The following is a 25746-nucleotide window of genomic DNA, read 5'->3' as shown; positions in this document are numbered from 1 at the left end:
TCCCCGGTTTCGTCCGTTACCGTTGTTCCGCCGCCGCCGGGCGATGTGCCAGGCTGCGGAAACTCGCATGGCTTGCCTCCACGATCTGCGTGATCGCCATCTCGTGGTCGGCGCCGTTCACCTTGCCGTCCGACAGCCGCGTGACCCGTTCGGGATTGATGAGCGCATAGTAAAGCGCGCCCAGCAGGAACTGGCTGCGCCAGACCAGCCCGTCGGCGGGCGCGCCCGGCAGGCAATCGGCGATGGCGGCCAGAAAGCTGCGGCTGATCTCGTCGAAGGCGCCGGCGATGATCTCGCGCGCGTCCTCGTTGCCCTCGGCCGACAGGACGGCCCGCATGCGGGTGAATTCGGCCCCGCCCCCGTCATGGCCCGAGGTCGAGGAGAAGGCCGGCAGCACATAGGCCCGCAGGATGGCCATCAGCCGTTCGTCCGGGTTCTGGATGCGCCGCGCCTCGCCCAGAAGCTCGGTCCGGCGCAGGTTCATCGGCCCGGCGTGGCGCTCATAGATCTCGCGCAGCAGATTGGCCTTGGATCCGAAATGATAGGTCAGACTGCCGACATTGGCGCCGGCCTCCTTGGCGATCTCGCGCAGCGAGACGGCCGTGTAGCCATTGCGCGAAAACAGCCGCGTCGCCGCCTCAAGCAATGCCTCCCGCACATTCGCCCGCATATGCACACCCGCCCCTGATTCTTGTTCACTTGTATAAATAACTTGTGCGCATGTAAATAGCCCCTGCCCGGCCGGCTGCCCGCCCGGCTGCGCGCCCGGCGGCAATGACCGGGATGGGCCAAGCCGGGGGCCGGCCCGTCCCGCCGCAAAAGCGCCGGCCCCGCGGCGGGCGGGGAAGGGAGAGTGAAGGGGCAGCTCGTGCGCGCCCTGCGTGCAGGGCTGCAACAAGGGCGGCCCGGCGACCGGCGGGCCATCACCGTCGCGATGCCCGCGACGCCGGGGCGCGCCCCCTCCGCAGCACGGCCATCGGCCAGCGCACCGGGCGGATCGCGCCGGGCGGATCGCACCGGGGGGGCAGCCTGCCCCACCCCGTCCCCGTCGCCCCGAAGCAGCCGGGCGGGATCAGGGACAGGGCGCGGCCGGGGATAAAGCCGAGGATGAAGGGGGGGATGTCCCGAAAGCCGCAGGGGCGCGGCCGAGCGCCGCAGCAGGTTCCGGCCGGGGCCATCCCGCGCGGCGACCCCGGGCCGGATCGCGGCCCAGGGGTTGCACGGCCCGCAGCGGCCGTCCAGAGACGCCCGGGCCAGATCCCTCCGGTCCGGGCTCCGAGGGCGGACCGGGTCGCCGCCGCCGGTCCGCGGCCCGGTCAGCCCGGAAAGACCACCGTCTTGGCGCCGTTCAGCATCACCCGGTCCTCCAGATGCAGCGCCACCGCGCGGGCAAGCACGCGCCGCTCGATGTCGCGGCCCTTGCGGACCAGATCGTCGGGCGTGTCGGAATGGGTGGTATGTTCCACATCCTGCACGATGATCGGGCCCTCATCCAGATCGCCGGTGACGTAATGCGCGGTGGCGCCGATCATCTTCACCCCGCGTTCATGCGCCTGGTGATAGGGTTTGGCGCCCTTGAAGCCGGGCAGGAAGCTGTGATGGATGTTGATGCAGCGCCCCGACAGCCAGGCCGACATCTCGTCGGACAGCACTTGCATGTAGCGCGCCAGCACCACGAGATCGGCGCCCGTCTCCTCGATCACCGCGCGGATCCGGGCCTCCTGCTCGGGCTTGGTGGCGGGGGTGATCGGGAAATGGTGATAGGGGATGCCCTCGTGCAGGGTGAGGTTCAGAACCTCCTTGGGATGGTTCGAGACGATCCCCACCACCTCCATGTTCATCTCGCCGATCCGCATCCGATACAGCAGGTCGCCCAGGCAATGATCGAATTTCGACACGAGGATCAGCACCTTCTGGCGCAGCCCCGCCGGGCGCAGCCGCCATTGCAGGCCAAGGGCCTGCGCTTCCTGCGCCATGTCGGCGGCAAAGCCCTCCACATCGCCGGGCAGGGAAAAGGCCATGCGCATGAAGAACTGCCCCGTCATGCGGTCATCGAACTGCTGCGCCTCGGTGATGTCGCCGCCATGGGCGGCAAGCCGGGTCGTCACCGCCGCGACCACCCCGGGGCGGTTCTTGCACTGAAGCGTCAGGATATGGTCCGTCATCATTCCTCCGATCATTCCGGGCGCCGGACGGCACCCGCCATTGTTCATGGCCCCCGCCGGGGCCGTTCCGCCCTAGCGGATCATCGTCTCGGGCAGGATCAGCGCGATCTGCGGGAAGGCCAGCAGAAGCCCCAGCGCCACCAGCATCGCCAGCCAGAACGGCGCCACCCCGGCAAAGATCGCCTCCAGCGGCACCTGGCGCGCGACCGATTTCACGATGAAGATGTTGATCCCCACCGGGGGCGAGATCAGCCCCATCTCCAGCGTCAGCACCACAAGGACGCCGAACCAGATCGGGTCGATGCCCAGCTGAAGGATGACCGGGAAGAAGATCGGCAGGGTCAGCACCAGCATGGCGAACCCTTCGAGGAAGCATCCCAGCACCAGATAGCACAGGAGGATCAGCGCCAGCACCCCCAGCGCCGGCATGTCGAGCCCGGCCAGGAAGGTGCCCACCGCCTGCGGAATATGGCTCAGCGCCAGGAACGGGTTGATCATATGCGCGGCGATCAGGATCAGCATCACCGTGGCGGTGGTGACGATGGAATCGCGCCCCGCCTCCCACAGGATGCGCAGGCTCAGCCGGCCCATCAGCGCGCCGGCCAGCACCACCAGCGCCGCGCCCACCGCCGCCGCCTCGACCGGCGAGAAGATGCCGCCATAGATGCCGCCGATGGTCAGAAGGATGATGCCCAGGATCGGCACCGCCCGCCCCGTTGCCACGGCAAGGTTGCGCAGGCTGCTGCGGGGCCCCGGCGGCCCCAGCTCCGGGCGCAGCCAGCACAGGATCGTCACCGTCAGGATGAACAGCCCCAGCAGCATCAGCCCCGGCAGCACCCCGGCCAGAAACAGCCGCCCGATGGATTGCTGGGTCAGGATGGCATAGATCACGAAGCCGGTCGAAGGCGGGATCAGGATGCCCAGCGTGCCGCCGGCCGCCACCACCCCGGTCGCCAGCCGCGGGTCATAGCCGAACCGCTCCATCTCGGTCAGCGACACCTTGCCCATCGTCAGCGCCGAGGCGACCGATGACCCCGACAGCGCCGCGAACCCGCCGCAGCCGATCACCGTCGCCGAGGCGAGCCCGCCGCGCACCGGCCCGATCAGCGCATAGGCCGCATCATAAAGCGCCCGGCTCATCCCGGTGGCGCTGGCGACATTGCCCATCAGGATGAACAGCGGCACCACCACCAGCTCTGCCGAGGAGGCCAGCGTGAAGCTCTCCGAGGCCATCAGGCTCATCGCGGCGCCCAGCCCGTTCAGCGCCCAGATCCCCGCGAAGCCCACCGCGAACATCGCGAAGGCCACCGGCACCCGCAGCACCAGCAGGATCAGCAGCACCCCCATGCCCAGAAGGCCCGTCGCCATCGCGCTCATGCCCGCGCCCCCGGCCGGGCGGCCAGCAGCACCAGCGCGCGCAGCAGCATTCCCGCCGCCGTGACCAGCGCAAAGCCGCACAGCGCCCACTGGAACTGCGCCTTGGGCAGCCGGATCACATTGGTGGAAAGGTTCAGCATCTGCGAAATCCGCGAAGAGTCATAGACCGTCCAGGCAATGCCCAGAAAGATCGCCGCGCCCAGAAACGCGCTCAGGATATCGGCCCAGCGGTTCAGCCAGCCGGGGAAGACCCGCTCGAAGACATCGACCGCGACATGGCCGCCGCGCCGGTCGCACAGCGCCATGCCGCCGAAGACGATGATGACCATGCCCATCTGCGCGATATCCTGCGCCCCGGCCAGCGGCTGCATCATGTTGCGGCCCACCACATCGCGCAGGATCACCACGACCACGACGAACAGCCCGATCGTGCCCAGTCCGGCGCAGAGGCGGATCAGAAGATCCGCCGCCCGGTCGAGTCTTGCCAGCATCGCGCCCTACTCGCCGCGCATCGCCGCCAGGGCTTCGGCGCCGCCCGGCACCTGTGCCACCAGGGTTTCGGTCAGCGGGCTCAGCACCGCGTCGAAGGCCGCGATTTCCTCGTCGGACAGGTCCACCACGGTCTTGGCGGGATCGGCGCGCAGCGCCTCCAGCGTTTCCTCGGCGCGGGCGTTCCAGCCGTCCTCGGCGCTTTTCGACAGCGCGCGGCCGCTGTTGGCGTCGATCACCGCCTTCAGCTCGTCCGACAGGCCCTGATAGCGGGCCTCGTTCATCACCAGATAGAAGGTGATGTTGCCCAGGGGCGCCCCGACGCTATAGCTGTTGGCCACCTCGTTCAGCTTGAAATCCGCAATCGCGCTGGCGCCGGTGATGATGCCGTCGATCAGCCCGGTCTGCAGGGCATTGTACATCTCGCCCGCCGGCATCTGCACCGGCGTCGCGCCAAGCGCCTCGACCAGCGCGCCCGAGATATTGCCCGACACCCGGATCTTCAGCCCCGCCACATCCTCGGGGCGGCGCACCTCGCGGTCGCGCATGATGAAGACATTGGGCTCCGAGGTCCAGAGCGCCAGCGGCCGCGTGCCCGGAAACTCCTGCGCCAGATGCGCCTCATAGCCGTTCCACAGGAATTCATGCCCCGACATGCCCTGCGGAATCGCGCCGGGCATTTCGGCGATCATCGTGCGCGGAAACTGCGACGAGGTATAGCCCTGCAGCCCCCAGACGATATCGGCCACGCCCTGCAGCGCGCGCACATACTGTTCCTGCGGGCCGGCGCCCAGTTCGCCGCCCGGATAGACCTGGATGGTCAGCGCGCCACCGCTGTCGGCGGCAACGCCTTCGGCCAGCGGCTCGATCAGCGAGCCGGTGATCACATGGGCCGGCGCCACGAAATGCGCCAGCCGCAGCGTTTCGGCCGCGGCCGCACCGCCCGTCAGCATCGCCCCGGCCAGGGCCGCCGCCGTCACGCCGCGGCGCAGGTGTGCAAGATCCGTCATCTTCTCTCCCCCCTTCATGGGGCCGCGCCTCTCCGCGCCCAGCCCCGGTTACCGTCACGGTCAGGCGCATGGGGCGCCTGCCCCGGCCTCCTGACCCGTCAAAACCTCCCGAGCCTTCCGCAAGGCCCCCGTGCCCGCGCCAGCCCCTCTCCCTGCCGCAGAGCCGCTGCTGCCCCGGACGCGGCGGGTTTCTGTATACACACCGCGCCGGACAGCCCCGGCCCCGGCCCCGCCGCAGACTCGCCGCTTTCTGCCCGCAGCTTAGCGAAAAACATACATTTGCCTAGAGGTAATTTCACGCAACCGCAACAGGTCAGCGAAAACGCCCGTGGTCATGTGCAGAAATGAATACATTCTGCCAAATCCGCGCCCCTGCCCGATCCCGGCCCTGCACCGCGCGGCACATCCGAGGATCGGGATCCCGCGCACCCCGCGCGGCGGCGGCGCCCGGCCCTGATCCGCCCCGCCCCGGGGGTCGGCCGCGTCCGACTCGGCAGTATCCCGCGCGCGGCCTGCTTCCGGCCCGGGCCGCTCCGGTCCGCCGCGCATCCCGCGCCGCTTCGGGGCCTCCCGCCCCCTCAGGCACCCGTTTACGGGATGGCCTCCTCCGCGGCCCGGGCCGGAAGCAGGCGATAGACCCAGGCGCCGCGGCCGTCCTCCAGCACCACCGGCACGCGTTCGTAAAGCGTCCCCAGCCGCTCGTAGCGGTCCAGCCGCCGCAATTCCGGCGCGCTGACGACAAAGACCCGCCCCTCGATCCGCGCCCCGGGCGCGGGCCGCGCATCGCGCCCCTCCCGCCGCAGCCCGGCCAGCCGCCCGGGCTCCGAGGGCACGGCCCGCCCCACCACGACATAGCGCACCAGCGGCGAGGCCAGCGTCGCATAGCCGAACACCAGATGCGCCCCCGGCGCGGGCTGCGCCACCTCGGGCCCCAGCCGGGGCAGGTAGAAGGGCAGGTGCCGGATCACCACGACCGCCGCCAGCACGACCAGCAGGATCACGATCAGCAGGCGCAGCGGGCGGGGTGGCTGGGGCATGACATCTCCCGTCGGGGCGGGCGCGGCAGGGGATCTGGAGCCGCGCCATGGGTTTCGTGGCGAAACCCCCGTCCCGCAAACGGGTTCCCATCCGCCCTGCCCCGACAAGGGGCGCGCCGTCCGGGCGTGCCTGCCGATGGCGGTAATCCCCGGGCAGGCCGGGCGCGTCAGGGATCAAGCATGTCGAAGATCCCCGGCTCCCTCTCTTCCCAGAAGGCAAAGATCGCCCGCGCGTTCAGCGCGCTGGCCCAGCCGTGGCGGCGGAATTCCTCGCGATCGACCTCATCGGCAAGGCGGCTCAGGAACAGCCGGCGGTCGGCATCGCGCTGGGTGGGGTTTCGCCGCGAAACCACCGCCTCGACGGCGGCAAAGCGCGCGCCGCGCAGGCGGCGCTCGGCCTCGCGGCGTGCCTCCTCGGCCGCGGCACGGGCCTGGGCCTCGGCCCGGGCCGAGGCGGCGGCCAGCGCCTCGGGCGAGGGTGGCGGCGCGGCGGCGGGCAGGTCATAGCCGCCCTCCAGCGCCGCGCGCAGATAGCCCACCGGGCTTTTCACCCCCGGCTGGCCGCGCACGTAATCCAGCTTGGCCGCCACCGCCGCATCGCCATGTTCCGCCATCCACTGCCGCGCCAGCCGGTCGGAAACGCCCAGCTCCTGCAGCCGGGCATAGACCGGGCTGGCGCGCAGCGCCTCGCCATCGTCGATATCGAACATCGCCAGTTGCCGGTTCTCGCGGATGCGGAACCGGATCTCGGTGACATTGCGGCCCTTCTTGGCGAATTCGGGCGTGATCTCGATATTCGAGGTGCGGTTCACCTCGTCCACCGCCGGCTTGATGACCTTGGCGTTCAGATGCTTGAAGGTCTCGTAATAGGCGCTGCCATCCACCCCCATCAGCCGGCGGAAGGTCTCGAGCGGCCACCAGCCGGTGCTGCCGGTGCGCACGAAGCGATAGCAGTTTTCATACAGCGCCAGCCCGTGCCCCGAGGAAAACCGCCGCTGGATGTTCAGATTGATCAGCGCAAAGACCTTGGGGTCATGCAGTTTTTCCGCCAGCGCCGGCGAATAGGCATATTCGCAGATTCCGCCGCGCAGCTTGGCATAGGAAAGCAGCGAGCTGACCCCCCATTCCTGCCGCCCCCGGTCGTCCAGCATGTCCCATTCGGCAACCGTCTCGGCGAGGCCCCGCAGCGCATCGCGCAGCGTGTTCACATCGTTGGAATTGTAGCCGATCATCAGGCACAGGGTGCGCGCATCGATCTGGTGCTTGGGCTGGCTGATCAGCGTGTCATAGGCATTGAGCAGCAGCACATTCGACAGCTTGCGCTGCAGAAGCGTCAGCTTGCCCGAAACATGGATCGCGGCGACATTCTTCTTGACCGAGCCGCGGCGCAGCGCCCCGGTCAGCCGCTCTTTCGGGATGTCATTGCTGGCCTGCATGCCGCCCTCTCGCCTGCCCCGGCCGCTGTCGGGCCGCATCCGCCGATTCTGTCGCGTCGGCTTCGGATTCGGCCCGGACTATCCGACAAAAGGCATCCGACGGCAAGGCTCTTGCAGGTGCTTGTATGCGCGGCGCCCTGGCGGTTCCGCGATCCCGTATCCGGGTGCCTGAGCCCACCCCTGCCCCGGCGGCCGGCATGCCGCCCCCGCGCGGCGGCGCCTTTGGCCCCGAACCGGCGGGTTTCGGCGCCGGTTCGGGCCGGTTTCGCGCCCATTCCCGCCAGGCGGCCGCCCCGGATTCGGGTTCCCCTCCGACCGGGTTCAGGTGCCGCTTGTCCCGTGAACGGGTTCCTTCCGTCCCGCACACAGGTGCCCATGGCCCCGGAAACGGGCGCCCGAACCCCTCTAACAGCCGGTTTTGACGAGGCTTTTCTTGGGCAAAGATCTTAAAGACTCTCAAAGAGAGAAAACTCTTGTTGATCGTGATCTTTCTGCTTTCCTGCCGATGATGAGCCCGCACAGGCTCGGGTTTCGCCGCGAAACCGCCCCTCCCGGCCCTGGGCGCGGCGCACGAAAATCCCTGTTCCGATTTCAGGCATGATGTGTCATGTTTTGGCAAACAACGCGCCCAAGGTCGCACATCAGGCAGAGCATATGGCACGCAAGAGCGATTCACCCCCCCTTCCCCCGCATCTTGGCATGGACCCGGCCAAGACGGCCGAGAAACTCGGGCCGCCCGTTGACAGCGCCCGGTTCGCCAAGGCGGCGGCCTTCTGCACCCGCGGCCGCGAGGATCTGGCCCGGCGCGGCTATGCGCCCGACGGCACCAAGCGGCTGCGGCGTTTCTCGATCTGGGAAATCACGCGCTACATGATCCCGGTTGCAGCGGCGCATCTGCGCCGGGTGCTCAACGCCAATCCCGCCCTGCCGCAGGGCGTGGCCGAGGGCGGCAGCCGCTATTTCACCCTGGAAGAGGTCCTGACCCTGCGCGACCACTTCGCGCGCGAAGGCTCGGCCACCAAGCCCTACCGGCCCTGGCGACCCGAGGGCCTGCCCGCCAAGGTGGTCGCCATCGCGAATTTCAAGGGCGGGTCGGGCAAGACCACGACCTGCGCCCATCTGGCGATGGCGGCGGCGCTGGATGGCTATCGGGTTCTGGCGATCGACCTGGACAGCCAGGGCTCGCTCACCTCCCTGTTCGGGGGGCGGATCGAGGATGAATGGCAGACGGTTTTCCCATTGATTGCAAGGGATTACGCCGAGGCGGTGCAGGCCGAGAACGTCGTGCGCGCCGCCCAGGGTGCCGCGCCCCTGCCCCTTGACGAAACCCTGACCGAGGCCTTGCAGGTTTCGCCGCGAAACCTGATCCGCAAGACGCACTGGCCTAATGTCGATCTGATCGGCGCGCAGCTGAACCTTTACTGGGCCGAGTTCCAGATCCCGGTCTGGCGCATGGCGCTGCGCGGCTGGCCGCTGTGGGATGCCCTGGGGAACTTCCTGCAGAAGTCGGGCGTGCTGGAGGATTACGACATCGTCTTCCTCGATACGCCTCCCGCACTTGGGTACCTGACGATCAATTCGCTGGCGGCGGCGGATATCCTGCTGGTGCCGCTGGGGGCCTCGTTCCTCGAATTCGACTCGACCGGGCGGTTCTTCGACATGCTCTATTCCACCTTCGCCAGTATCGAGGAGGGCGAGAACGCCGGCCGCCGCATCGCCGGCCTGCCCGAGGTGCGTTTCGAATGGGACGTGGTGCGCGCGATCATCACCCGGTTCGATGCGGCGCAGCAGACCGACCTTGCCAATGTGATCCAGGCCTATTTCGGCGATTTCATGAATGCCTACCGGCAGGAGGTGACGGCGCTGGTGGGGCAGGCGGGCGAGCAGGTCAACGGCATCTACGAGGCCGATCCGCGCGACTTCAACCGCGAAACCTATCTGCGGGGCCGAGAGGCCTTTGACCGCACCTATGCCGAGTTCAAGGAATTGCTGCTGGGCGCCTGGTGGCGCGATGATCAGGAAAGGAAAGCGCATGGCCAAACGACGCCGGCTTGATGCCCCAAGCCCCGCGGATCTCGCGGATCTCGAAACCGGTTTCGCGGCGAAACCGGTGTCACCCTTTGCGGCGCCGATCGCCCAGGTCGCGGCCGAGACCGCCCGGGCCGCCGAGCCGTTGCCGCCGGCAGACCGTGCCGCCGCCGCCGCCGCCGAGGCCCTGCGCCGGGCCGAGGCCGAAGGCCGGCTGATCCGCGACCTGCCGCTGGATGCGGTGTTTCTGGAACATCTGGTGCGCGACCGGATGGTGGTTTCCGGCCCCGATATGGAGGAACTCAAGACCTCGCTGCGGCTGAACGGCCAGCGGCTGCCGATCGAGGTGGTCGATCTGGGCGGCGAACGCTACGGGCTGATCTCGGGCTGGCGGCGGGTGACGGCGCTGCGGGCGCTGGCGGCGGAAAGCGGAGAGCCGGGGCAGGTGCGGGCGCTGATCCGGCCGGCACAGGAGACCGCCGCCGCCTATGCCGCGATGGTCGAGGAGAACGAGCTGCGTGAACAGCTGACCCCCTATGAGCGGGGCCGGATCGCGGTGGTGGCGGCCGACCAGGGGGCCTTCCGCAGCCCCGACGATGCGGTGGATGCGATCTTTGCCGCGGCCTCGAAGGCCAAGCGGTCCAAGATCCGCTCGTTCGCGCTGGTCCATGAGGAGCTGGGCGACATGCTGTCCTTCCCGACCGACCTGTCCGAACGGTCGGGGCTGCGGATCGCCCAGGCGCTGCGGCTGGGGCTGGGGCCGAAGCTGCGCGAGGCGCTGGCGACGGGCATGGGCGTCGATCCCGCGAAGGAGATCGCGGTGATGGAGCCGGTGCTGGCCCGGGCCGATGCGGCCAGCCGCGAGACCTCGCGCGGGGGGCGGCCGCGCCGGACCGCGGCGCCGCGCGCGCCGGGGCCGGATGACCGGATTCCGCTGGCGAATGGCGTCACGATGGAGCGGGTGCGCCACGACGACGGCTATTCGATCCGGCTGCGGGGCAGGGTGGTCGATGGCCCGTTCATCGAGACGGTGATGCGGGAACTGGAGCGGCTTCTGGAGCCGATCTGAAAGGTGCCGATGTAGTCGGCATTTCGGCGTCGTAATGCGGACAAGAATTCCGGAGCACGGGAATGTCGAACTTTTTGGGAACGCGCCCCTTCGGGCCGTCTGGCCCGGTGCACGCGGGCAGGGCCTGCGCGAGTGGCGCGGGCCGGAGCCGCCGGAGCTTGCCGGTGCGGCACATCCCGCGGCGCGGCCCCGAGAGGCGGCGCGGGGTGCCTCCCTGACGGCGCAACGGCGCGCGCCGGCGCCGGGAGGATGCCGCGAGGATGCCGCCAGGGCGGCGCGGAGCCTCGGCTGCTGATCGCGGCGATCGCGACCCCGGCGGGCCGATGCGCGCGGCAAGTGCCCGGTTGCCGCGCGCCCCGCGCCGCTGCGGGCGTGGCCGTGCCGGCGACGACATGCGGCGGCGGCGGATCCCGGAGCGCCGCCGCGGCATCTGACGCGGGCGCCGGTCACGGGATCGGAGACCGGGCGGATGGCCGGCGGATCTGCGGGCGGCGGGGCAGGGCGGGCGGGTCTTTCCCGGCGCGGCGGCCCTCGCCTGACAGGCCCGTGATGGCGGGCGATCGGGGGCAACCGGACTGGCCGAGGGCGCCGGAGATGTCGACCTTCGCCGGTGATCGGTCTAGTCTTGGCCCAATCCCCTCGTGATTCCCCGGGGCGCCGCCGCAGAATCGCGGAAAGCGGCCAGCCCGGACACCAAGCGGAAGGACAGGCAATGGAAACCGAGAAGCTGCATCGTGGCCGTCTGATCGACCATATTCATCTGGTTGTCGAGGATCTTCCCGCCGCTCTGCGGTTCTATGAGGCGGCACTTGGGGCGCTTGGGGTTCCGATCGGCGGCACGGCGCCGGATTACTTCTGGGCGGATGAGCTGTTCGTCTCCTCGGTGGAAAGCAGCGCCGCGCTTGGGCGCCCGACGGGGCGGCACCACCTGGCCTTCCAGGCCGAAAGCCCCGAGGCGGTGCAGGCCTTTCACCGCGCGGGCCTGGCGGCGGGCGGGCGCGACAACGGCCCGCCGGGGGAACGCCCCTATCATCCCGGCTATTACGCCGCCTTCCTGCTTGACCCGGCGGGCAACAATATCGAGGCCGTCTTTCATGGCCCGGCAGAGCGGAGCGCCCCTTCGGTCGTCATCACCTTCTGACCGGCCGTGGCCGGGCCTCGGCCTGCCGCAGGGCGGGGGCGGACCGGGGTGCGGGCAGTGCGGGACGGGTGCAGTGTGGGACGGGGGCAGTGTGGGCCGGCAACCGGCCCCGCATGGGCATGGGCCCCGAGGGCCGGACCACGCCGGGCGCAACCATCTGCCTGAGCGGCTTCGCCAACCGCCGGGGCGCGGCCCGGCCGGCGCAGAAACGGGCCGCTGCTGCTGCCGGGTGGCCGGGAGGGTCGGGGCGCATCGCGCGGGGCAGGGGCTGCGGCAGCCTGCACAGCGCCGGATATCTCGGCCGCGCCCCGCATCGGCGCCCTGCCCACAGCCCTGCCCACAGCCCTGCCTTGACCACAGCCCTGCCTTGACCGGGCCGATCCTGCATGGCGCATGCGGCGGGTGACGATCTTGTTCCCAGGGGCCGCAACGGGGCAGGGCGGCCGAGGGGAGCGACGGACGCGCCACCCTGGCGCGGTCCCGCCGGAACCGGCGGAGGGCCTTCGGGGAAGCAATGGCGGGGGCAGCGCGGCGGGGCGGCTTCAGGCCGATTGCCCGGGCGCGAGCTGGCGGCGGGGACGGAAGCCGTCCCGGGATCGGGCCGGAGTGATGCGCGGCGGATCAGGGCCAGACCGGGAAACAGCCGGCCATCGTCCCGCAGGTCAGGCGCCCGGCGCGCCGGCCCCGCAGCGAGGCCCGGCGCAAGGCGGTCCGGCCGGACAAGGGCCCGGGCCGTTCGCGCCCCTGCTGTCCGGCCGCATCCCTCAGCCCTTCAGGATCGTCGCGTCGATGATCTGCATCCTCAGCCGCGAGAGGCGGTTTTCGGACATGAAGACGGTATTGGCCGCGATCCGGCGGCGGCGCGAGGTGCCCTCGGGCTCGCCGGTATTGGGGTTCACGTCATATTTCGGGAAGTTCGAGGACGAGATGTCCAGCCGGATGCGGTGGCCCTTCTTGAACAGGTTCGCGGTGGCGAAGGGCCGGATGGTGATGCGGAACACCTCGCCGTTCCCGATCGGTTCGGGCCGGTCGAACCCGTTGCGATAGCGGCAGCGGAAAATCCCGTCGGTGATGTTGAGCGCATAGCCCCGCGGATAGTCGTCGCAGGGCGGATAGACATCCACCAGCTTGGCGGTGAAATCCGTGTCGGGCGCGTCGGAGGTCACCCAAAGCTCCACCTCCACCGGGCCTGCGACCAGCGTATCCTCGGCCAGGGGATCGGTTTCGAAGGACAGCACATCGGGGCGCGCGGACAGCGGCATGCCGGGCCGCGTGCAGCCATAGAAGGCCGCGTCCTCGACCTGATTGAAGCCGCCGCCGGTAAACACCGGTTCCCCCGAGGTCAGCGACCCGCCGATGGTCGGCACCGGGTTCGCGGGATCGAAATCATAGCTGATCGCCGCCTCCCCCGCCGCGGGTTCTGCCGCCAGCGCCATGTCGGGCCGCAGGTAAAGGTCGAGCGGCCGGGCCTCGGGCAGGGGCCAGTCGGTTGCGGTGATCCACTGCCCGCCGTGATTCAGATGCCCCGCCCCGGTGCGCCCGCCGGGGCCGGTGCCCATGACGAACAGATGCACCCTTGCGCCTGCATCCGCCGGGGCGCCCTTCAGCCAGCGGTCGAACCACTTGATGCGACAGGTCAGCCAGTCCTCGTCCACCTGCCCGTCAAAGGTCGCGGCGGGACCGAAATCCACGTCGCCGAAGACGGTGCGCGACCGGTTGCCATGCGTCCAGGGCCCCATGATGAGCCTGAGCGGCCGGTCCGGGTCGCCCTTCAGCCCCTCGTAATTCTCCAGCGTGGTCTGCACATAGGCGTCATACCAGCTTGACATGAAGATGGTCGCGACCTTGGGGAAGCTGTCGTAATAGCCCGCCGCATAGATGCCGACCTTCTTCCAGAAGTCGTCGAATGTTCCGCGCTGCCACTGCTCCAGCAGGTAATCCTCGTATTCCGGGTTCCAGCGCACCGGCGACCTTCCCTTGCCCCAGGGCATCACCCGGAACCAGTCCGTCAGGCTTTCCGCCGCCACCGCCGGCTTCACCCGCGGGTCGGTCAGGGCCGCGCCCCCCTCCATCGCCCGGTGATAGGCCCAGGTCGCCTGCTTCAGCTCGAACGCGCCGCCCTGCCGGATGCCGCAGGTGAAGGCGTTGGAGAACCCGCCCGAATCCACCGCCATGCAGACCAGCCCCGGCGGGTTCAGGCAGGCCGCCGCCATCTGCGTATGCGCGTCATAGGACAGGCCCATCATGCCGACCTTGCCGTTGCACCAGGGCTGCGCCACGATCCATTCCAGCGTGTCGAACCCGTCCTCGCCCTCGGACAGATACTTGGTGAAATGCCCTTCGGAGGCATAGCGCCCCCGGCAATCCTGCCAGATGACGACATATCCCAGCCGCGCCAGCCTGACCGCCAGTTCGGGCCGGGTCATCGGATCGGGCCGCGCCACCGAAAGCTCGGTCCGGGGGGTGCCGGCCTTGTCATAGGGCGTCCGTTCAAGGATCACCGGCAGCGCGCCCGTCATGTTCGCGGGGCGATAGACGTCGGTGGCCAGATGCACGCCGTCGCGCATCCGCACCATGACGTTGAAATCGACGGTCACGTCATCGGGCAGGTCCGGAAAACCGCTCCGGTTGCCGGCCACGGATGTGGCCGGCGCAGTGTTCACAAGGGTATCGGTCAATTTTCAGCCCTTACGTCTGTGGCAACGGTGCGTTCGGCAAGGTTCGGGGTGAAGTCGATCCCCTCCTTCGACGCCCAGTAGACCCGCTGGAAATAGAGCGGCACGATGGCCTGGTCCTCCATGGCGATCCGGGTCGCCTCGGCCAGCTTTTCATTGCGCAGGTCGGGGTCGAACTCCTGCACCGCCTCGTTCAGCGCCGCGTCGAATTCCGGGTTGGAATAGCGCATCCGGTTGAACCCGCCGGTGCCGGCATCCGTATCCCGGGTCTGCAACAGCGCGCGCAGGTTCGCCTCGGCATTGGGGGTGGAGGCCCCGAGCGAGAAGACAAACGCCCCGTATTCCCCGTTGGTCGCCGCCCCCGCATAGACGTTGTAGGGCTGCGTCACCACGCCGTTCACCTGCAACCCGCCGCGGGCCAGCATCTGCCCCATCGCCTGCGCGATGTCGCCGTCGCCCGGAAAGCGGTTGTTCGAGGAATAGAGCGTGATCCCGAACCCGTCCGGGAAGCCCGCTTCGGCAAGCAGTTCCCGCGCGCGCGCCGGATCTGCCGGCTGGGGTTGCAACTCCGGCACATGTCCGCCCAGAACCTCGGGCACGATCTGTGCCGAGGCGACGGCCGCCCCGTTCAGGATGCGGTCGATGATCAGCTGCCGGTCGATCATGTGCGAAATCGCCCGCCGCACGTTGGCGTCACGGAACGGGTTCGGCTCGATCGGCTGGCCCTGCGCATTCACCACGCCCGGCGCCGTATCATCCCGCATCGACAGCGCCAGATAGACCAGACGCCCGGAATCCACGCCATAGACCTTGAGGCCCGGCGTGTTTTCCAGCCGCGCCACGTCCGAGGGCGCCACCGCGTCGATCAGATCGACCGACCCGGAAAGCAGCGCCGCCGTGCGCGCCGCATCGTTGCTGATGAAGCGGAATTCGAGCGTTCCGTAATCCGGCGCCTCGCCCCAATAGTCGTCGAACCGCTCGACCGTCAGCGATTCCGCGGGGCGCCAGTTGACGAAGCGGTAGGGGCCGGTGCCGATGGCGGCCGTTCCGGCGTTGAAATCCTCGACCGAGGCGCCCTCGGCCGCGGCCTGCGAGACGATGAAGACCCGCCCGATCTGTTCCAGCAAGGCCGGGTTCGGGGAATGGGTCACGATACGGATCGCGTGATCGTCGATCTTCTCCACCGAGGCGATGGAACTGACCATATCCGTAAAGGGCGCGGGGCTGTTCGGGATGTCCTTGACCCGTTCGAGCGAAAAGACCACGTCATCGGCGGTGAAGTCCGAGCCGTCGTGGAACTTGACGCCCTCGCGCAGCTGGATTTCCCAGGTCAGCTCGTCGATGTTTTCCCATTCGGTCGCGAGGCCGGGGGTCATCTGCAGGTTTTCATCGGTCAGCAGCAGCGGCTCGAAGATATTGTCGGCCGTCATCTGGTTGTTGCCGGTGCGCGAGAAATGCGGGTCGATCGCGGAAGGCTCGGTCGAACGTCCGATCACCAGATCGGCGGCAAGGGCCGGCGTCAGGCTGGTGGTGGCCAGAAGCAGCCCGGCAAGGGCGGCGCGGAATTTCGTCATGCTGGTATCTCCCTGTTATCGGTCTGTGTGAATCGCGGCCTTTCGGCCAGGTCGTTCAGGTGGCAGGCGGCCTCTTGCCCGCCACCGACGGGGACAAGCGCCGGGCGTTCCACCCGGCAGCGGTCCATGGCAAAGGGGCAGCGCGGATGGAAATGGCATCCGGGCGGCGGGTTGATCGGCGAGGGGATCTCGCCCTTCACCGGCTGGAAGCTGCGGTGCCGCCGGTCGATGCGCGGCACCTCCTCCAGCAGGGCGGCGGTATAGGGGTGGTTGGGTTCGGCAAAGATCGCCTCGGTCGGCCCGCTTTCCACCACGCGCCCCAGATACATGATCACCACCCGGTCGGCGATGTGATGCACCACGCTCAGGTCATGGCTGATGAACAGGTAGGTGAGGTCCAGATCCTGCCGCAGCTGCATGAAGAGGTTGAGGACCTGCGCCTGGATGGAAATGTCCAGCGCCGCGATGCTTTCGTCGCAGACCAGGAATTCGGGATTCACCGCGAGCGCCCGGGCGATCCCGATCCGCTGCCGCTGGCCGCCGGAAAACTGGTGCGGGAACCGGTCGCGCATCGACGGGTCCAGCCCCACCTTCGCAAGCAGCCCCGCCACCAGTGCCTCTTTCTCCCGCCGCGGGATCAGGCCGTGGGCGACCGGCGCCTCGCCGATGATGTCCACCACCCGCTTGCGCGGGTTCAGGGACGACATCGGGTCCTGAAAGATGATCTGCGTTTCCAGCCGCGCCTGCCGCGCTTCCTGCCCGCGCAAGTTGGCCCGATCCTTTCCGCGAAACCGCACTATCCCCTCGCTCGGCGGCAGCATCCCGGCGATGATCCGGCCCAGCGTGGACTTCCCGCACCCGGATTCCCCCACCAGCCCCACGACCTCGCCGCGCCGGATGGTCAGGTTCACATCGTCCAGCGCATGGACGACCTTGCGCGTATCCCGCGCCCCCAGCCTGACCGCGATGCGTTCGGCCAGATCCGGTTCGGTGGTAAAGCGGCGCGAGACGTTGACGGCTTCTGCAAAGATCTCGCTCATGGCGCGCGCCCCACAGTCGGTTCAGGATTGTTGTCCACGGAAGAGGCACCCATGTTGCGCGGGTGAAAACAGCGCCAGCGGTGGACGCCCTCGGATTCCGGCGGCTCCTGCACACAGCGGTCGGTGGCGTAGTCGCAGCGGGTGCGGAAGGCACAGCCCTCGGGCCGGTGCAGGGGATGCGGCGCCGCGCCCCGGATCTGGCGCAGCGGCTTGCCGCGTTCATTGGCCAGCGGCGCCGAATTCACCAACCCCTGCGTATAGGGGTGGCGCGGCCGGTCCAGCACCTCATCCACCGGCCCCTGTTCGACGATCTTCCCCGCGTACATCACCGCCACCCGGTCGGCCAAGCCCGCCACAACGCCCAGGTCATGGCTGATCCAGATCAGCCCCATCCCCAGCTCGCGGCAGAGCTTCTGCACCTGCGCGAGGATCTGCGCCTGGATGGTCACATCGAGCGCCGTCGTCGGCTCGTCCGCGATGATCAGGTCGGGCCGGTGCAACAGCGCGATGGCAATCGCCACCCGCTGACGCATGCCCCCCGAAAACTCGTGCGGATAGCTCTCGATCCGCCGCGCGGCATCGGGGATGCCCACCATCTCCAGCGCCTCGATCGACCGGCGCAGCGCCTCGGCGCGGCCCACCTTCTCATGCGCCAGAACCGTTTCCACCATATGCGTCCTGATCGACAGCACCGGGTTCAGCGTCATCATCGGGTCCTGAAAGATCATCGCGATCCGGTTGCCGCGCAGCCCGCGCAGCCGCCGTTCCGGCGCACCCAGCAGATCCTCGCCGTTGAACAGGATCTGCCCGCCCACGTTGCGCCCCGGCGGATCGACGAGGCCGATGATCGAAAACCCGGTGATCGACTTGCCCGACCCGGACTCGCCCACCAGCCCCACGATCTCGCCCCGGTTCACGGTCAGGCTCACGCCATCCACCGCCTTCACCACACCCGCGGGGGTAAAGAAATGTGTCTGAAGCTCTCTCAGATCCAGCATCGCATCCCCGCTCATTTCACCAGCCTCGGGTTCAGAACCTCGCGCAGCCGGTCACCCACGATGTTGATGCTGAAGACCAGAAGCAGCAGCAGAAGCCCCGGAAACACGCTGATCCAGTAAAGCCCGGCCAGCAGCACCTGATAGCCGTTGGAAATCAGCAGCCCCAGCGACGGCTGGGTGATCGGCAGGCCGATGCCCAGGAACGAGAGCGTCGCCTCGGCCGCGATGGCGCTGGCCACCTGAATGGTGCCGATGACGATCAGCGGCGGCAGGCAGTTCGGCAGCAGATGCCCGAACAGGATCCGCCAGTGCGACAGGCCCAGACAGCGCGCGGCCTCGACATAATCCCGGTTCACCTCGACCAGCGCCGCCGCCCGCGCGGCCCGCGCGAAATAGGCCCATTGCACGAAAACCAGCGCCAGGATCACCTTCCACACGCCCTGCCCGAAGACCGCGAGGATCATCAGCGCCACAAGGATCGTCGGAAAGCCCAGCATCAGGTCCACGAAGCGCATCAGGAACGCGTCCAGCCGCCCGCCCGCATAGGCCGCGATCAACCCGAGCGAGGCGCCGATGGCCAGCGCGAGCCCGCCCGCGATCAGCCCCACCCCCAGCGAGGTGCGCAGCCCGTAAAGCATCGCCGACAGCATGTCGCGCCCCTGCCCGTCGGTGCCCAGCACATAGATCATGCCGGTATAGCCCTCGGACATCGGCGGCAGCCGGCTGTCGAACACGTCGATCTGCATCAGGTCATAGGGGTTCTGCGGCGCGATCCAGGGCGCGAACAGCGCCGCCCCGATCAAGAGCACGCAAACCACCAGCGCGATCGTCGCCTTGGTGCTGCGCAGGATCCCGTTGACCGAGGTTGCGACAATACCCTCGCCCATGCGGGCCGGAAGTCGGAGCACAGCCATCAGCGTTTCGCCCGGATGCGGGGATCAAGGACGGAATACAGGATGTCCACGATCAGGTTGATGGTGATGAACATCGCAACGATCACAAGGATGTAGGCGACGACGACGGGACGGTCGAGGATGTTGATGCTGTCGATGATCAGCTTGCCGATCCCCGGCCAGGCAAAGATCGTCTCGGTCACCACCGCGAATGCGATCAGCGACCCGAACTCGATCCCCAGCACGGTGATGATCGGGATCATGATGTTCTTCATCACATGGACCGAGACGATCCGCCGCCCCGACAGCCCCCGCGCCCGCGCGAACTTGATGAAATCGAGCGGCATCGTCTCCTGCACGCCGGTCCGCGTCAGCCGGATCACCAGCGCGATCTTGGCGAGCGCAAGGTTCAGCGCCGGCAGGATCAGGTGCCGGATACCGTCCGCCGTCGCAAGGCTGGTCTCGATGCCCAGGATCGTCCCCGTCCGCCCCCGCCCCGTGGAGGGCAGCCACCCGAGGATCACCGCAAAGATCATGATCAGCATCATCCCCTGCCAGAAGTTCGGCAGCGAAAACCCGAGGATCGAGCCGGTCATCACGGTTTCCTCGGTCCGCGTCCCCGGCCGCAGCCCCGCCAGCAGGCCCAGCGGTATCCCGATCACCAGCGCCAGCAACAGCGCGCAGAACGCCAGCTCCAGCGTCGCCGGCAGCCGCTGCAGGATCACCTGCACCGCCGGCTGGTTATAGACGAACGAGGTCCCCAGATCCCCCTGCAGCGCGCGCATCAGAAAGCCGAAATACTGAACCGGCAGCGGCTGATCGAGGCCCAGGGTGCGCGTCACCTGCGCCCGTTCCGCCGGCGTGGCATCGGCCGGCAGCAGGATTTCCAGCGGATCGCCGATCGCATAGACGCCGACGAATACGATCACCGAGGTAACCAGCAGCACCATGATGGCCTGCAGAAGGCGGCGGATGACGAAGGCGGTCATGGCATTCCGCCTGCGGGTTCGGGCTGGCTCACGGCAATGATCCTTTGGCTGATCTCCCTGCTTCGAAGCAGAGTTGCAGGAGGGGAAGCGTTCACGCAACTATATGACGAATTCACGACATTCCATGCGTGTCACGCATAAGGATTGCCAGGTCGTGCCGCATATCGCATAGATCCCGGCGGGGGGGGGGACGATGAAACTCAAGGATCTGGAAGCCTACCGCGCAGTGCTTGTCTCCGGCTCGACCCAGGCGGCGGCAGAGATACTGGGCATTTCGCAATCGGCGGTCAGCAGGCGCATCAGCCAGCTCGAGGAGGATCTGGGCCTTCAGCTGTTCGTGCGCGACCGGGTGCGGCTGGTGCCGACGCGGGCGGGGCGGCACCTGGACCAGCATGCGCAGGATGTTCTTGAGCGGGCCTTCTTCCTCTCGGCCGCCGCCGAGGAGGCGCGGCAGGGCAGGGGGCCCGCGACGGTGCTGCGCGTCGCGGTGCCTGCCTCGATGTCGCGGGTGATCCTGCCGGGGATCATCGCCGCCTTCCTCCGGCAGCAGCCCGACCTGCGGTTCGAGGTCCTGCACGGCCCCTATGACGCCATCAGCGGCATGCTTCAGACCCGGCAGGCGGATATCGGGCTGCTGCGTCTTCCGGTCAGCGAACCGGGGCTGGAGTTTTCGGATGTGGTCTCGGCGGCCTCGGTCTGCGTGATGCCGAAAGGTCACCGGCTGTGCGCCCTGTCCGAGGTGCAGCCCTTCGACCTGCGGCAGGAAGAACTGGTGCTTCTGGGCTGGCGCCGCGCGCCGCGGCGCGATCTGGACCTTGCCTTCGCGATGGCGGGCATCACCCCCAATGTGCGGGTCGAGACACATTCCGTCAGCTCGGCCTGCGGGCTGGTGGCGCAGGGGATCGGCGTGTCCATCGTCAACGCGCTTCTGGTGCAGGAATGCCTTGATCTGCCGATCGTCATCCGCCCCTTCCGCCCGGCGCTGGAGCATCGCTTCGTGCTGGCCTATGCGGCGCAGCCCGAGCTTTCGGAGATCGCCCGCCAGTTCGTGATCTTCGCCGGCCAGCAACTTGCGCGGTTGGTGGCCGACGCCCCGGACTGATGCCGCAGCGCCCAAGGCGGCCTCGGGACGATGACGTCCCGGTCCGCAGACAGGTCATCGCCGCTTGCCTTGGGGCCGCACCGCCCGTCCCGGGGCAGGGTTGTCGTTGGTCTGATCACGGAAAGCCCGGTGTCCGCGTCGCTTTCAGCCGCCCCGCGGCATGCGGCGCATATCTTCGCGCCCCGGCGCCGCTTTCCGCACGGCAGACCAGCCGGTCTTTCATGCGCAGGAACGCCGACCTGCCGCAGCGCCAGATCGACACCCGCGGTGCGCAACGGGTGGCCCCGAACAGGACGACCCCGCTCCGGCCTTCCCGCCGGTGAGCGGGAGCGCCGGATCGCGGCGGGCCGGCAGATCGGCGTGACGGACCCCGACGCGCTTCATGACGCCTGGAGGTCCAACGTGGAGAAGTGGCGCGGCATCTCGGCCGAGGTCGGTGAGGATGGCGGCGCGCTGGCGCAGCGGATCTGCGACGAGGCCATCGCCGATCCCGATCCGTTACCCCTCTGGCGCGGCAAGGTGGCCCGCATGTTCCCCCGATGCCCGGAGATGGCCCATACCGCGCTTCTGGCGCTGGCTTCGGCCTGGGGCGCACTGATGAGGCTCACGTCGCGGCCGATGTGGCGATGCAGGCGCTGCCGGTGGTGCGGAGATCGCGGCCGCCTGCAACATGGTCGCCGCGGCTTTCTTCCCGGGGCGTCGCGTGCCGACCGGGACGGAGATATCCGCGCAGACCTCTTCAGCCGGCTCCTGCCCGAGGGGGTCAGGTGCGGATCCGGATATGCCATCGACCTTCTGGCGCTGGCCCATGTCGGGCTGATCTGCTGGCGGGGCGATGCGGCGACGGGCCAGCAACGAACAGCGCGGGATACCGCGCGGCTGCCTGCCGGTTTGGCTGCCGGGTCGTGCCGGGGCTGCGGGAGAGATGATGCCGGCCCTCGCCATCCGCATGAGACAGCCGTAGTCGATCCGGAGCAGACTGGCCCGGGCGAAATCCGGCCTGCCGGCAGAGCGATACCACGGCATACGGACGGCCAGGGACCGTTCACCAGACCAGCAGCCTTAAAAGGCGCTGATGTCCGTGTCATCGGGACAGGACAATCTGTGAGGCACGGGAAACAGCTCGGAAGTCACGCAGGATTTGCGGTGACTTTCGGGTGGATGCCACCGGAACACGATCCGCAGATGGTGCCGGGTGTTGTTCAAGCTCAGGTGCAATCGCCATCGTCAATCAGGAGGAGGGACCTGCCCCCCCGGAAGTTCCCTCGCCGTGAAGCCGGGTCTGCCCGGCCTGAAGGAGCAGACGACACGGGAAAAGCCGTTTCACCGCGGCGCGATCATCGGGATGCGCAAGGAGCAGGAGGCCGGTCTGCCGATCTGCGAATTGTGCCGCAAGCAGGGATCGAGCCCCGCGAGGTTCCAGAAGCTGAAGGCCAGGTTTGGCGGGATGGACCTGTCGGACCCAACGACTGAAGCAGCTCGAGGATGAGAACGCGAAACTGATACGTCTGCTGGCTGACGCCATGCGCGCAACGTGGTGCTGAAGGATCCTCCGGAAGGCCATGACCCTGCCGATGCAGCGCCGGGACGCAATGCAGCGGGCGACGGGGGCATCCGATTTCCCGACGCCGGGCCTTCCCGAGGCCGTCTCCCTGAGATGCTGGCACTCACCCCCCTCAGGCGCGAGCGTGACTTGCGGGCGGAGCTGATGCACCGGAGATGGCGCGAAGTTACCGGCTGGCGGACCTGATCCTGGGTGGAGACGCTGCGCAAGCAGGCAAGTCGTCGTCGGTCGCTGGACGGGGTCAGCTTTAGGACCCGTGACGTTCCGCCTCCGCAGCATCTCGGCCGCAGTCCGACGCAGAGGGCTTCTGCCTGGCGGCGCAATGTATGCATCATGCGCCGGATTGCATGAAAACCCCAGGATACTACACTCAGGGTTGCGAATCATGCATGCAATCGGGCCGGGTTGGCCCGCAGTCGCGGCGGATTGCGGCACATGTCATCCCATCGGCCGGAGGAGCCATGGGCGGAAATCCAAGGGGGGAGAGATCATGAAACCACTGCAACTGGCCGGCCTCGCCGGCGGAGCGATGCTGGCCGCGGCGATGCCCGCCAATGCCCGGACGGCCTGCGCGGAGATGTCCGCGGCGCCCCTTGACGGGGTGACGATCACCAGCGCCGCCGAAGTTGACGCGACCGAGGCCGCCCCCGCCCATTGCGAGATCCTTGCGCAGATCGCGCCCGCCGATCCCGAAGGCTGGCCCATCAATCTGCGCGTCGTCCTGCCCGAGGACTGGAGCGGCCATGCGGTGCAGTTCGGCGGCGGCGGCTTTAACGGCACGATCCCGCAGCAGGCGGGCGGGCGCTGGCAGACGCCTGCCGCCGCGCAGGACTTCCCGTTCAAGGGCCACGCGACCTTTTCCGGCGACTCCGGCCATAGCGTCGATGACCTGCCCCATGGCCCCGATATCGACGTGCGGCGGGCCTCGTTCGCGCTGAACCAGGAGGCCTTCGAGCGCTATGCCCGCCGCTCGGTCAACGAGACCTATGGCGCCGCGATGCAGATCATCGAGGCGCATTACGGCACCCCCGCCGATCTGCGCTATTTCGTCGGATTCTCGCAGGGCGGCAAAGAGGCGATGGTCGCCGCGCAGGACCATCCCGAGGATTACGACGGCATCCTTGTCGGCGATCCGGTGGCGAACCTCACCGGGCTCAAGATCGCGCATCTGCAATCCTCGCTCGGCTTTTACCGCAATGGCGGCGCGGGCTGGGTGGGGCCGGAACTCGCGCAGCTGGTGACCGATGCGGTCTATGCCCAATGCGACCCGCAGGACGGGCTGGAGGATGGCTGGATCGCGGATTTCGAGGGCTGCGAACCTGATCTGTCCTCCCTGCTTTGTGCCGAGGGTGAGACCGGCGACTGTCTGACCGAGGCGCAGCTTGAAGCCGTGATGAACGTCGCCCGCCCGGTCGAGCTTGACTTCGAGATCGCCAATGGCCTGACCGGGCACGCGGGCTATCCCTGGGGCAATACAGCCTGGCAGGGCAGCTTTGCCGGATCGCGCCCGGTCCCGTCCCGGCCCGGTCCCAGCCAGGACGGATATGACTCCTACGTCTATACGCTGGGCGACGGCTATGCCCGGTTCTTCATCGCACAGGACCCCGAATATGACACGCTCGGCTTCGATCCGAACGATCCCGCCCTGCGCGACCGGATCGTCGCTGTGTCGCAGATCCTCGATGCGACCAACCCCGATCTGTCGGGCCTGCGCGATCGCGGGGGGCGGATGATCCTCTATGCCGGGGGTGCGTCGGAAGTTCCCCCCGCGGAAGTTGCCGCCTACTGGACCCGCGTGAACGAGACGATGGGCGCGGATGCGGTTACGGAATTCGCGCGCTTCTACATCTTTCCCTCGATCAACCATGGCGGCGTGGGTCCCGAGGGGATGCCGAACCGCGCCGATCTTTTTTCGGTGCTCGAAACCTGGGTGACGGAAGGAACGGCGCCGGGCGATCTGGTCAACAGCAACGACGCGGGCACGATCACCCGCCCGCTGTGCCAGTATCCCGCATGGCCGCAATATCAGGGCGGAGACGAAAGCGCCGCCGAAAGCTTTGCCTGCGTGCCATGATCCCATGCGGGAACCGGGGCCGGCACCGGCCCCTTTTCCCCCCATGCGGGTGAAAGGCAGGTTTCGGAAGTTCAAAGCGTCGCGTCCGCGGAGAAATGCCGCTTGCGAGGCACCCTGTCCTTCCCACTGATCGACCTTCGCCATCCGCCTTGGCCGCTGGAGTCGGGTCGGAAGCGGGCGGAGATGCGGCGTGCGGCATCCAAGGCATCATGCGATCCGGGTCTCGTCTGGCGGGGCGTGGGAGAGACGTTCCTGCCCGCGGGCCCGGCGCCCTCCGCAAGCTAGGTGCCGACCTGAATATAGCGGACCTTTGCGGCGAGGATCTGATCCCGGATCTGGTCCGGCAGCGGGTGATCGGTGACCACGATGTCCATGTCCGTCAGCGGCCCGAGACGCACCAGCCCGCGCTGGCCGAACTTGCTGCCGTCGATGGCCAGAAGCGCGGTCTGTGACTGGGCCATCGCGGTGCGGACGATCTCGACCTCGGCCGGGTCATCATCGGCAAGGGTGCCGGTCCAGTCCAGCCCGCTGACCGAGATCACCGCCATGTCGAACTGGAAGCTTTGCAGGAAATCATGTGACGTTTCGCGAAAGACCCCGCCATCGACCTGCCGAACGAACCCGCCGGGAATGGCGATGACGAAATCGGTTGCTTCGCGCAGATAAGCGGCGATCCGCAGGCTGTAGGTCAGCAGCCGCAGGCCGCGGTGGCGGACGAGGGCCCGCGCGATGGTTTCGCAGGTCGTGCCGGTGTCCAGAAACACCGCGGCACCGTGCGGGATCTCTTGCGCCACGCGCGCGGCGATCTGCTCCTTGGGTCCGACGTTGTGCGTCCGGCGATGGCGCAGTTCCTCGGGCGAGATCGCGTCGATGGTGATCGCCCCGCCATGCATCCGCCGCAGCCGGCCATGGCTTTCCAGTTCCATCACATCGCGGCGGGCGGTCTGGATGGTCACGTCGAACATCCGCGCGATCGCCTCGAGCGACAGATAGTTCCGGCGCTTGAGTTCCCCGAGCAGCCGTGCCTGCCTCTGGCCCTTCTTGTTGGTGTCGTCCATGCACCGTGGTCCGTCCATTGAAAGTCA

The 25746-nt window shown here is 68.3% G+C and carries 19 protein-coding genes and 1 pseudogene; 6 read left to right on the top strand and 14 right to left on the bottom strand.

Going from position 1 to position 25746, the window contains the following annotated elements; genetic code table 11:
• Window positions 1–16: 16 nt before the first annotated feature.
• The 7 genes from ACFQXB_RS08330 to ACFQXB_RS08300 all read right to left on the bottom strand — a co-directional run bounded on the left by ACFQXB_RS08330 (window position 17) and on the right by ACFQXB_RS08300 (window position 7514).
• Entirely contained in the window at window positions 17–670 is a 654-nt protein-coding gene (locus ACFQXB_RS08330) for a TetR/AcrR family transcriptional regulator (RefSeq protein WP_377402026.1), read from the bottom strand.
• A gap of 646 nt (window positions 671–1316) precedes the next feature.
• On the bottom strand, window positions 1317–2165 hold the full coding sequence (purU, locus tag ACFQXB_RS08325) for a formyltetrahydrofolate deformylase (protein WP_377402023.1): 849 nt from the start codon (window positions 2163–2165) through the stop codon (window positions 1317–1319).
• Window positions 2166–2237: 72 nt separating this feature from the next.
• Window positions 2238–3542: a TRAP transporter large permease gene (locus tag ACFQXB_RS08320; RefSeq protein WP_377402020.1), complete on the bottom strand. Its 1305-nt coding sequence runs from the start codon at window positions 3540–3542 to the stop codon at window positions 2238–2240.
• Window positions 3539–4033 carry a TRAP transporter small permease gene (locus tag ACFQXB_RS08315; RefSeq protein WP_377402017.1) on the bottom strand — a complete coding sequence of 165 codons (495 nt, stop codon included), beginning with the start codon at window positions 4031–4033 and terminating at the stop codon, window positions 3539–3541. Before ACFQXB_RS08315 ends, ACFQXB_RS08320 begins: the two co-directional genes overlap by 4 nt.
• Before the next feature lie 6 nt (window positions 4034–4039).
• The gene (locus ACFQXB_RS08310; RefSeq protein ID WP_377402014.1) at window positions 4040–5041 is read right to left on the bottom strand and encodes a TRAP transporter substrate-binding protein; all 1002 of its coding nucleotides are present in this window, start codon (window positions 5039–5041) and stop codon (window positions 4040–4042) included.
• Window positions 5042–5631: 590 nt separating this feature from the next.
• Window positions 5632–6078, bottom strand: coding sequence for a gamma-glutamylcyclotransferase family protein (locus tag ACFQXB_RS08305; RefSeq protein ID WP_377402011.1), 447 nt, complete (start codon window positions 6076–6078; stop codon window positions 5632–5634).
• Between the two features lie 167 nt (window positions 6079–6245).
• On the bottom strand, window positions 6246–7514 hold the full coding sequence (locus tag ACFQXB_RS08300; RefSeq protein WP_377402008.1) for a replication initiation protein: 1269 nt from the start codon (window positions 7512–7514) through the stop codon (window positions 6246–6248).
• A gap of 654 nt (window positions 7515–8168) precedes the next feature.
• Here ACFQXB_RS08300 and ACFQXB_RS08295 point away from each other — a divergent pair.
• From ACFQXB_RS08295 to ACFQXB_RS08285, 3 genes are all read left to right on the top strand, one after another.
• A complete protein-coding gene (locus ACFQXB_RS08295) occupies window positions 8169–9569 on the top strand; it encodes an AAA family ATPase (RefSeq protein ID WP_377402005.1) in 1401 nt (466 codons plus the stop codon).
• Window positions 9547–10611, top strand: a complete 1065-nt coding sequence (locus ACFQXB_RS08290) for a ParB/RepB/Spo0J family partition protein (protein ID WP_377402002.1) — start codon at window positions 9547–9549, stop codon at window positions 10609–10611. Before ACFQXB_RS08295 ends, ACFQXB_RS08290 begins: the two co-directional genes overlap by 23 nt.
• Before the next feature lie 712 nt (window positions 10612–11323).
• Window positions 11324–11752: a VOC family protein gene (locus ACFQXB_RS08285; protein WP_377401999.1), complete on the top strand. Its 429-nt coding sequence runs from the start codon at window positions 11324–11326 to the stop codon at window positions 11750–11752.
• 764 nt (window positions 11753–12516) lie between these two features.
• Here ACFQXB_RS08285 and ACFQXB_RS08280 read toward each other — a convergent pair.
• The 6 genes from ACFQXB_RS08280 to ACFQXB_RS08255 are packed head-to-tail and all read right to left on the bottom strand — an operon-like array spanning window position 12517 to window position 19921.
• Window positions 12517–14430, bottom strand: coding sequence for a CocE/NonD family hydrolase (locus ACFQXB_RS08280; RefSeq protein ID WP_377401996.1), 1914 nt, complete (start codon window positions 14428–14430; stop codon window positions 12517–12519).
• Complete coding sequence (locus ACFQXB_RS08275) at window positions 14427–16001, bottom strand: ABC transporter substrate-binding protein (RefSeq protein WP_377401993.1); 1575 nt, start codon at window positions 15999–16001, stop codon at window positions 14427–14429. Before ACFQXB_RS08275 ends, ACFQXB_RS08280 begins: the two co-directional genes overlap by 4 nt.
• Window positions 15998–17041 (bottom strand): ABC transporter ATP-binding protein, encoded by a 1044-nt coding sequence (locus ACFQXB_RS08270; protein ID WP_377401990.1) that lies wholly within the window; start codon window positions 17039–17041, stop codon window positions 15998–16000. The genes ACFQXB_RS08275 and ACFQXB_RS08270 overlap by 4 nt, the downstream gene beginning before the upstream one ends.
• A complete protein-coding gene (locus tag ACFQXB_RS08265; protein WP_377401987.1) occupies window positions 17038–18054 on the bottom strand; it encodes an ABC transporter ATP-binding protein in 1017 nt (338 codons plus the stop codon). The genes ACFQXB_RS08270 and ACFQXB_RS08265 overlap by 4 nt, the downstream gene beginning before the upstream one ends.
• A complete protein-coding gene (locus ACFQXB_RS08260) occupies window positions 18051–18953 on the bottom strand; it encodes an ABC transporter permease (RefSeq protein ID WP_377401984.1) in 903 nt (300 codons plus the stop codon). Before ACFQXB_RS08260 ends, ACFQXB_RS08265 begins: the two co-directional genes overlap by 4 nt.
• A complete protein-coding gene (locus ACFQXB_RS08255) occupies window positions 18953–19921 on the bottom strand; it encodes an ABC transporter permease (protein ID WP_377401981.1) in 969 nt (322 codons plus the stop codon). The genes ACFQXB_RS08260 and ACFQXB_RS08255 overlap by 1 nt, the downstream gene beginning before the upstream one ends.
• 193 nt (window positions 19922–20114) lie before the next feature.
• On the opposite strand from ACFQXB_RS08255, the gene ACFQXB_RS08250 reads away from it, so the two are divergent.
• From ACFQXB_RS08250 to ACFQXB_RS08240, 3 genes and pseudogenes are all read left to right on the top strand, one after another.
• Window positions 20115–21023: a LysR substrate-binding domain-containing protein gene (locus tag ACFQXB_RS08250; RefSeq protein ID WP_377401978.1), complete on the top strand. Its 909-nt coding sequence runs from the start codon at window positions 20115–20117 to the stop codon at window positions 21021–21023.
• A 1345-nt stretch (window positions 21024–22368) separates the two neighbouring features.
• Window positions 22369–22658 (top strand): annotated as a pseudogene (locus tag ACFQXB_RS08245) (transposase); the annotation flags it as partial.
• A gap of 419 nt (window positions 22659–23077) precedes the next feature.
• Window positions 23078–24661 (top strand): tannase/feruloyl esterase family alpha/beta hydrolase, encoded by a 1584-nt coding sequence (locus tag ACFQXB_RS08240; RefSeq protein WP_377401975.1) that lies wholly within the window; start codon window positions 23078–23080, stop codon window positions 24659–24661.
• Between the two features lie 281 nt (window positions 24662–24942).
• Here ACFQXB_RS08240 and ACFQXB_RS08235 read toward each other — a convergent pair whose 3' ends face one another.
• Window positions 24943–25719: a DeoR/GlpR family DNA-binding transcription regulator gene (locus tag ACFQXB_RS08235; protein WP_377401972.1), complete on the bottom strand. Its 777-nt coding sequence runs from the start codon at window positions 25717–25719 to the stop codon at window positions 24943–24945.
• Window positions 25720–25746: the final 27 nt, after the last annotated feature.

Origin of the sequence: Halodurantibacterium daqingense (genome assembly GCF_042666235.1) — a bacterium.
In the GTDB taxonomy this organism is placed as follows: domain Bacteria; phylum Pseudomonadota; class Alphaproteobacteria; order Rhodobacterales; family Rhodobacteraceae; genus Halodurantibacterium; species Halodurantibacterium daqingensis.
The sequence above is the reverse complement of the archived record's forward strand: the minus strand, read 5'-3'. Positions and strand labels throughout refer to the sequence as shown.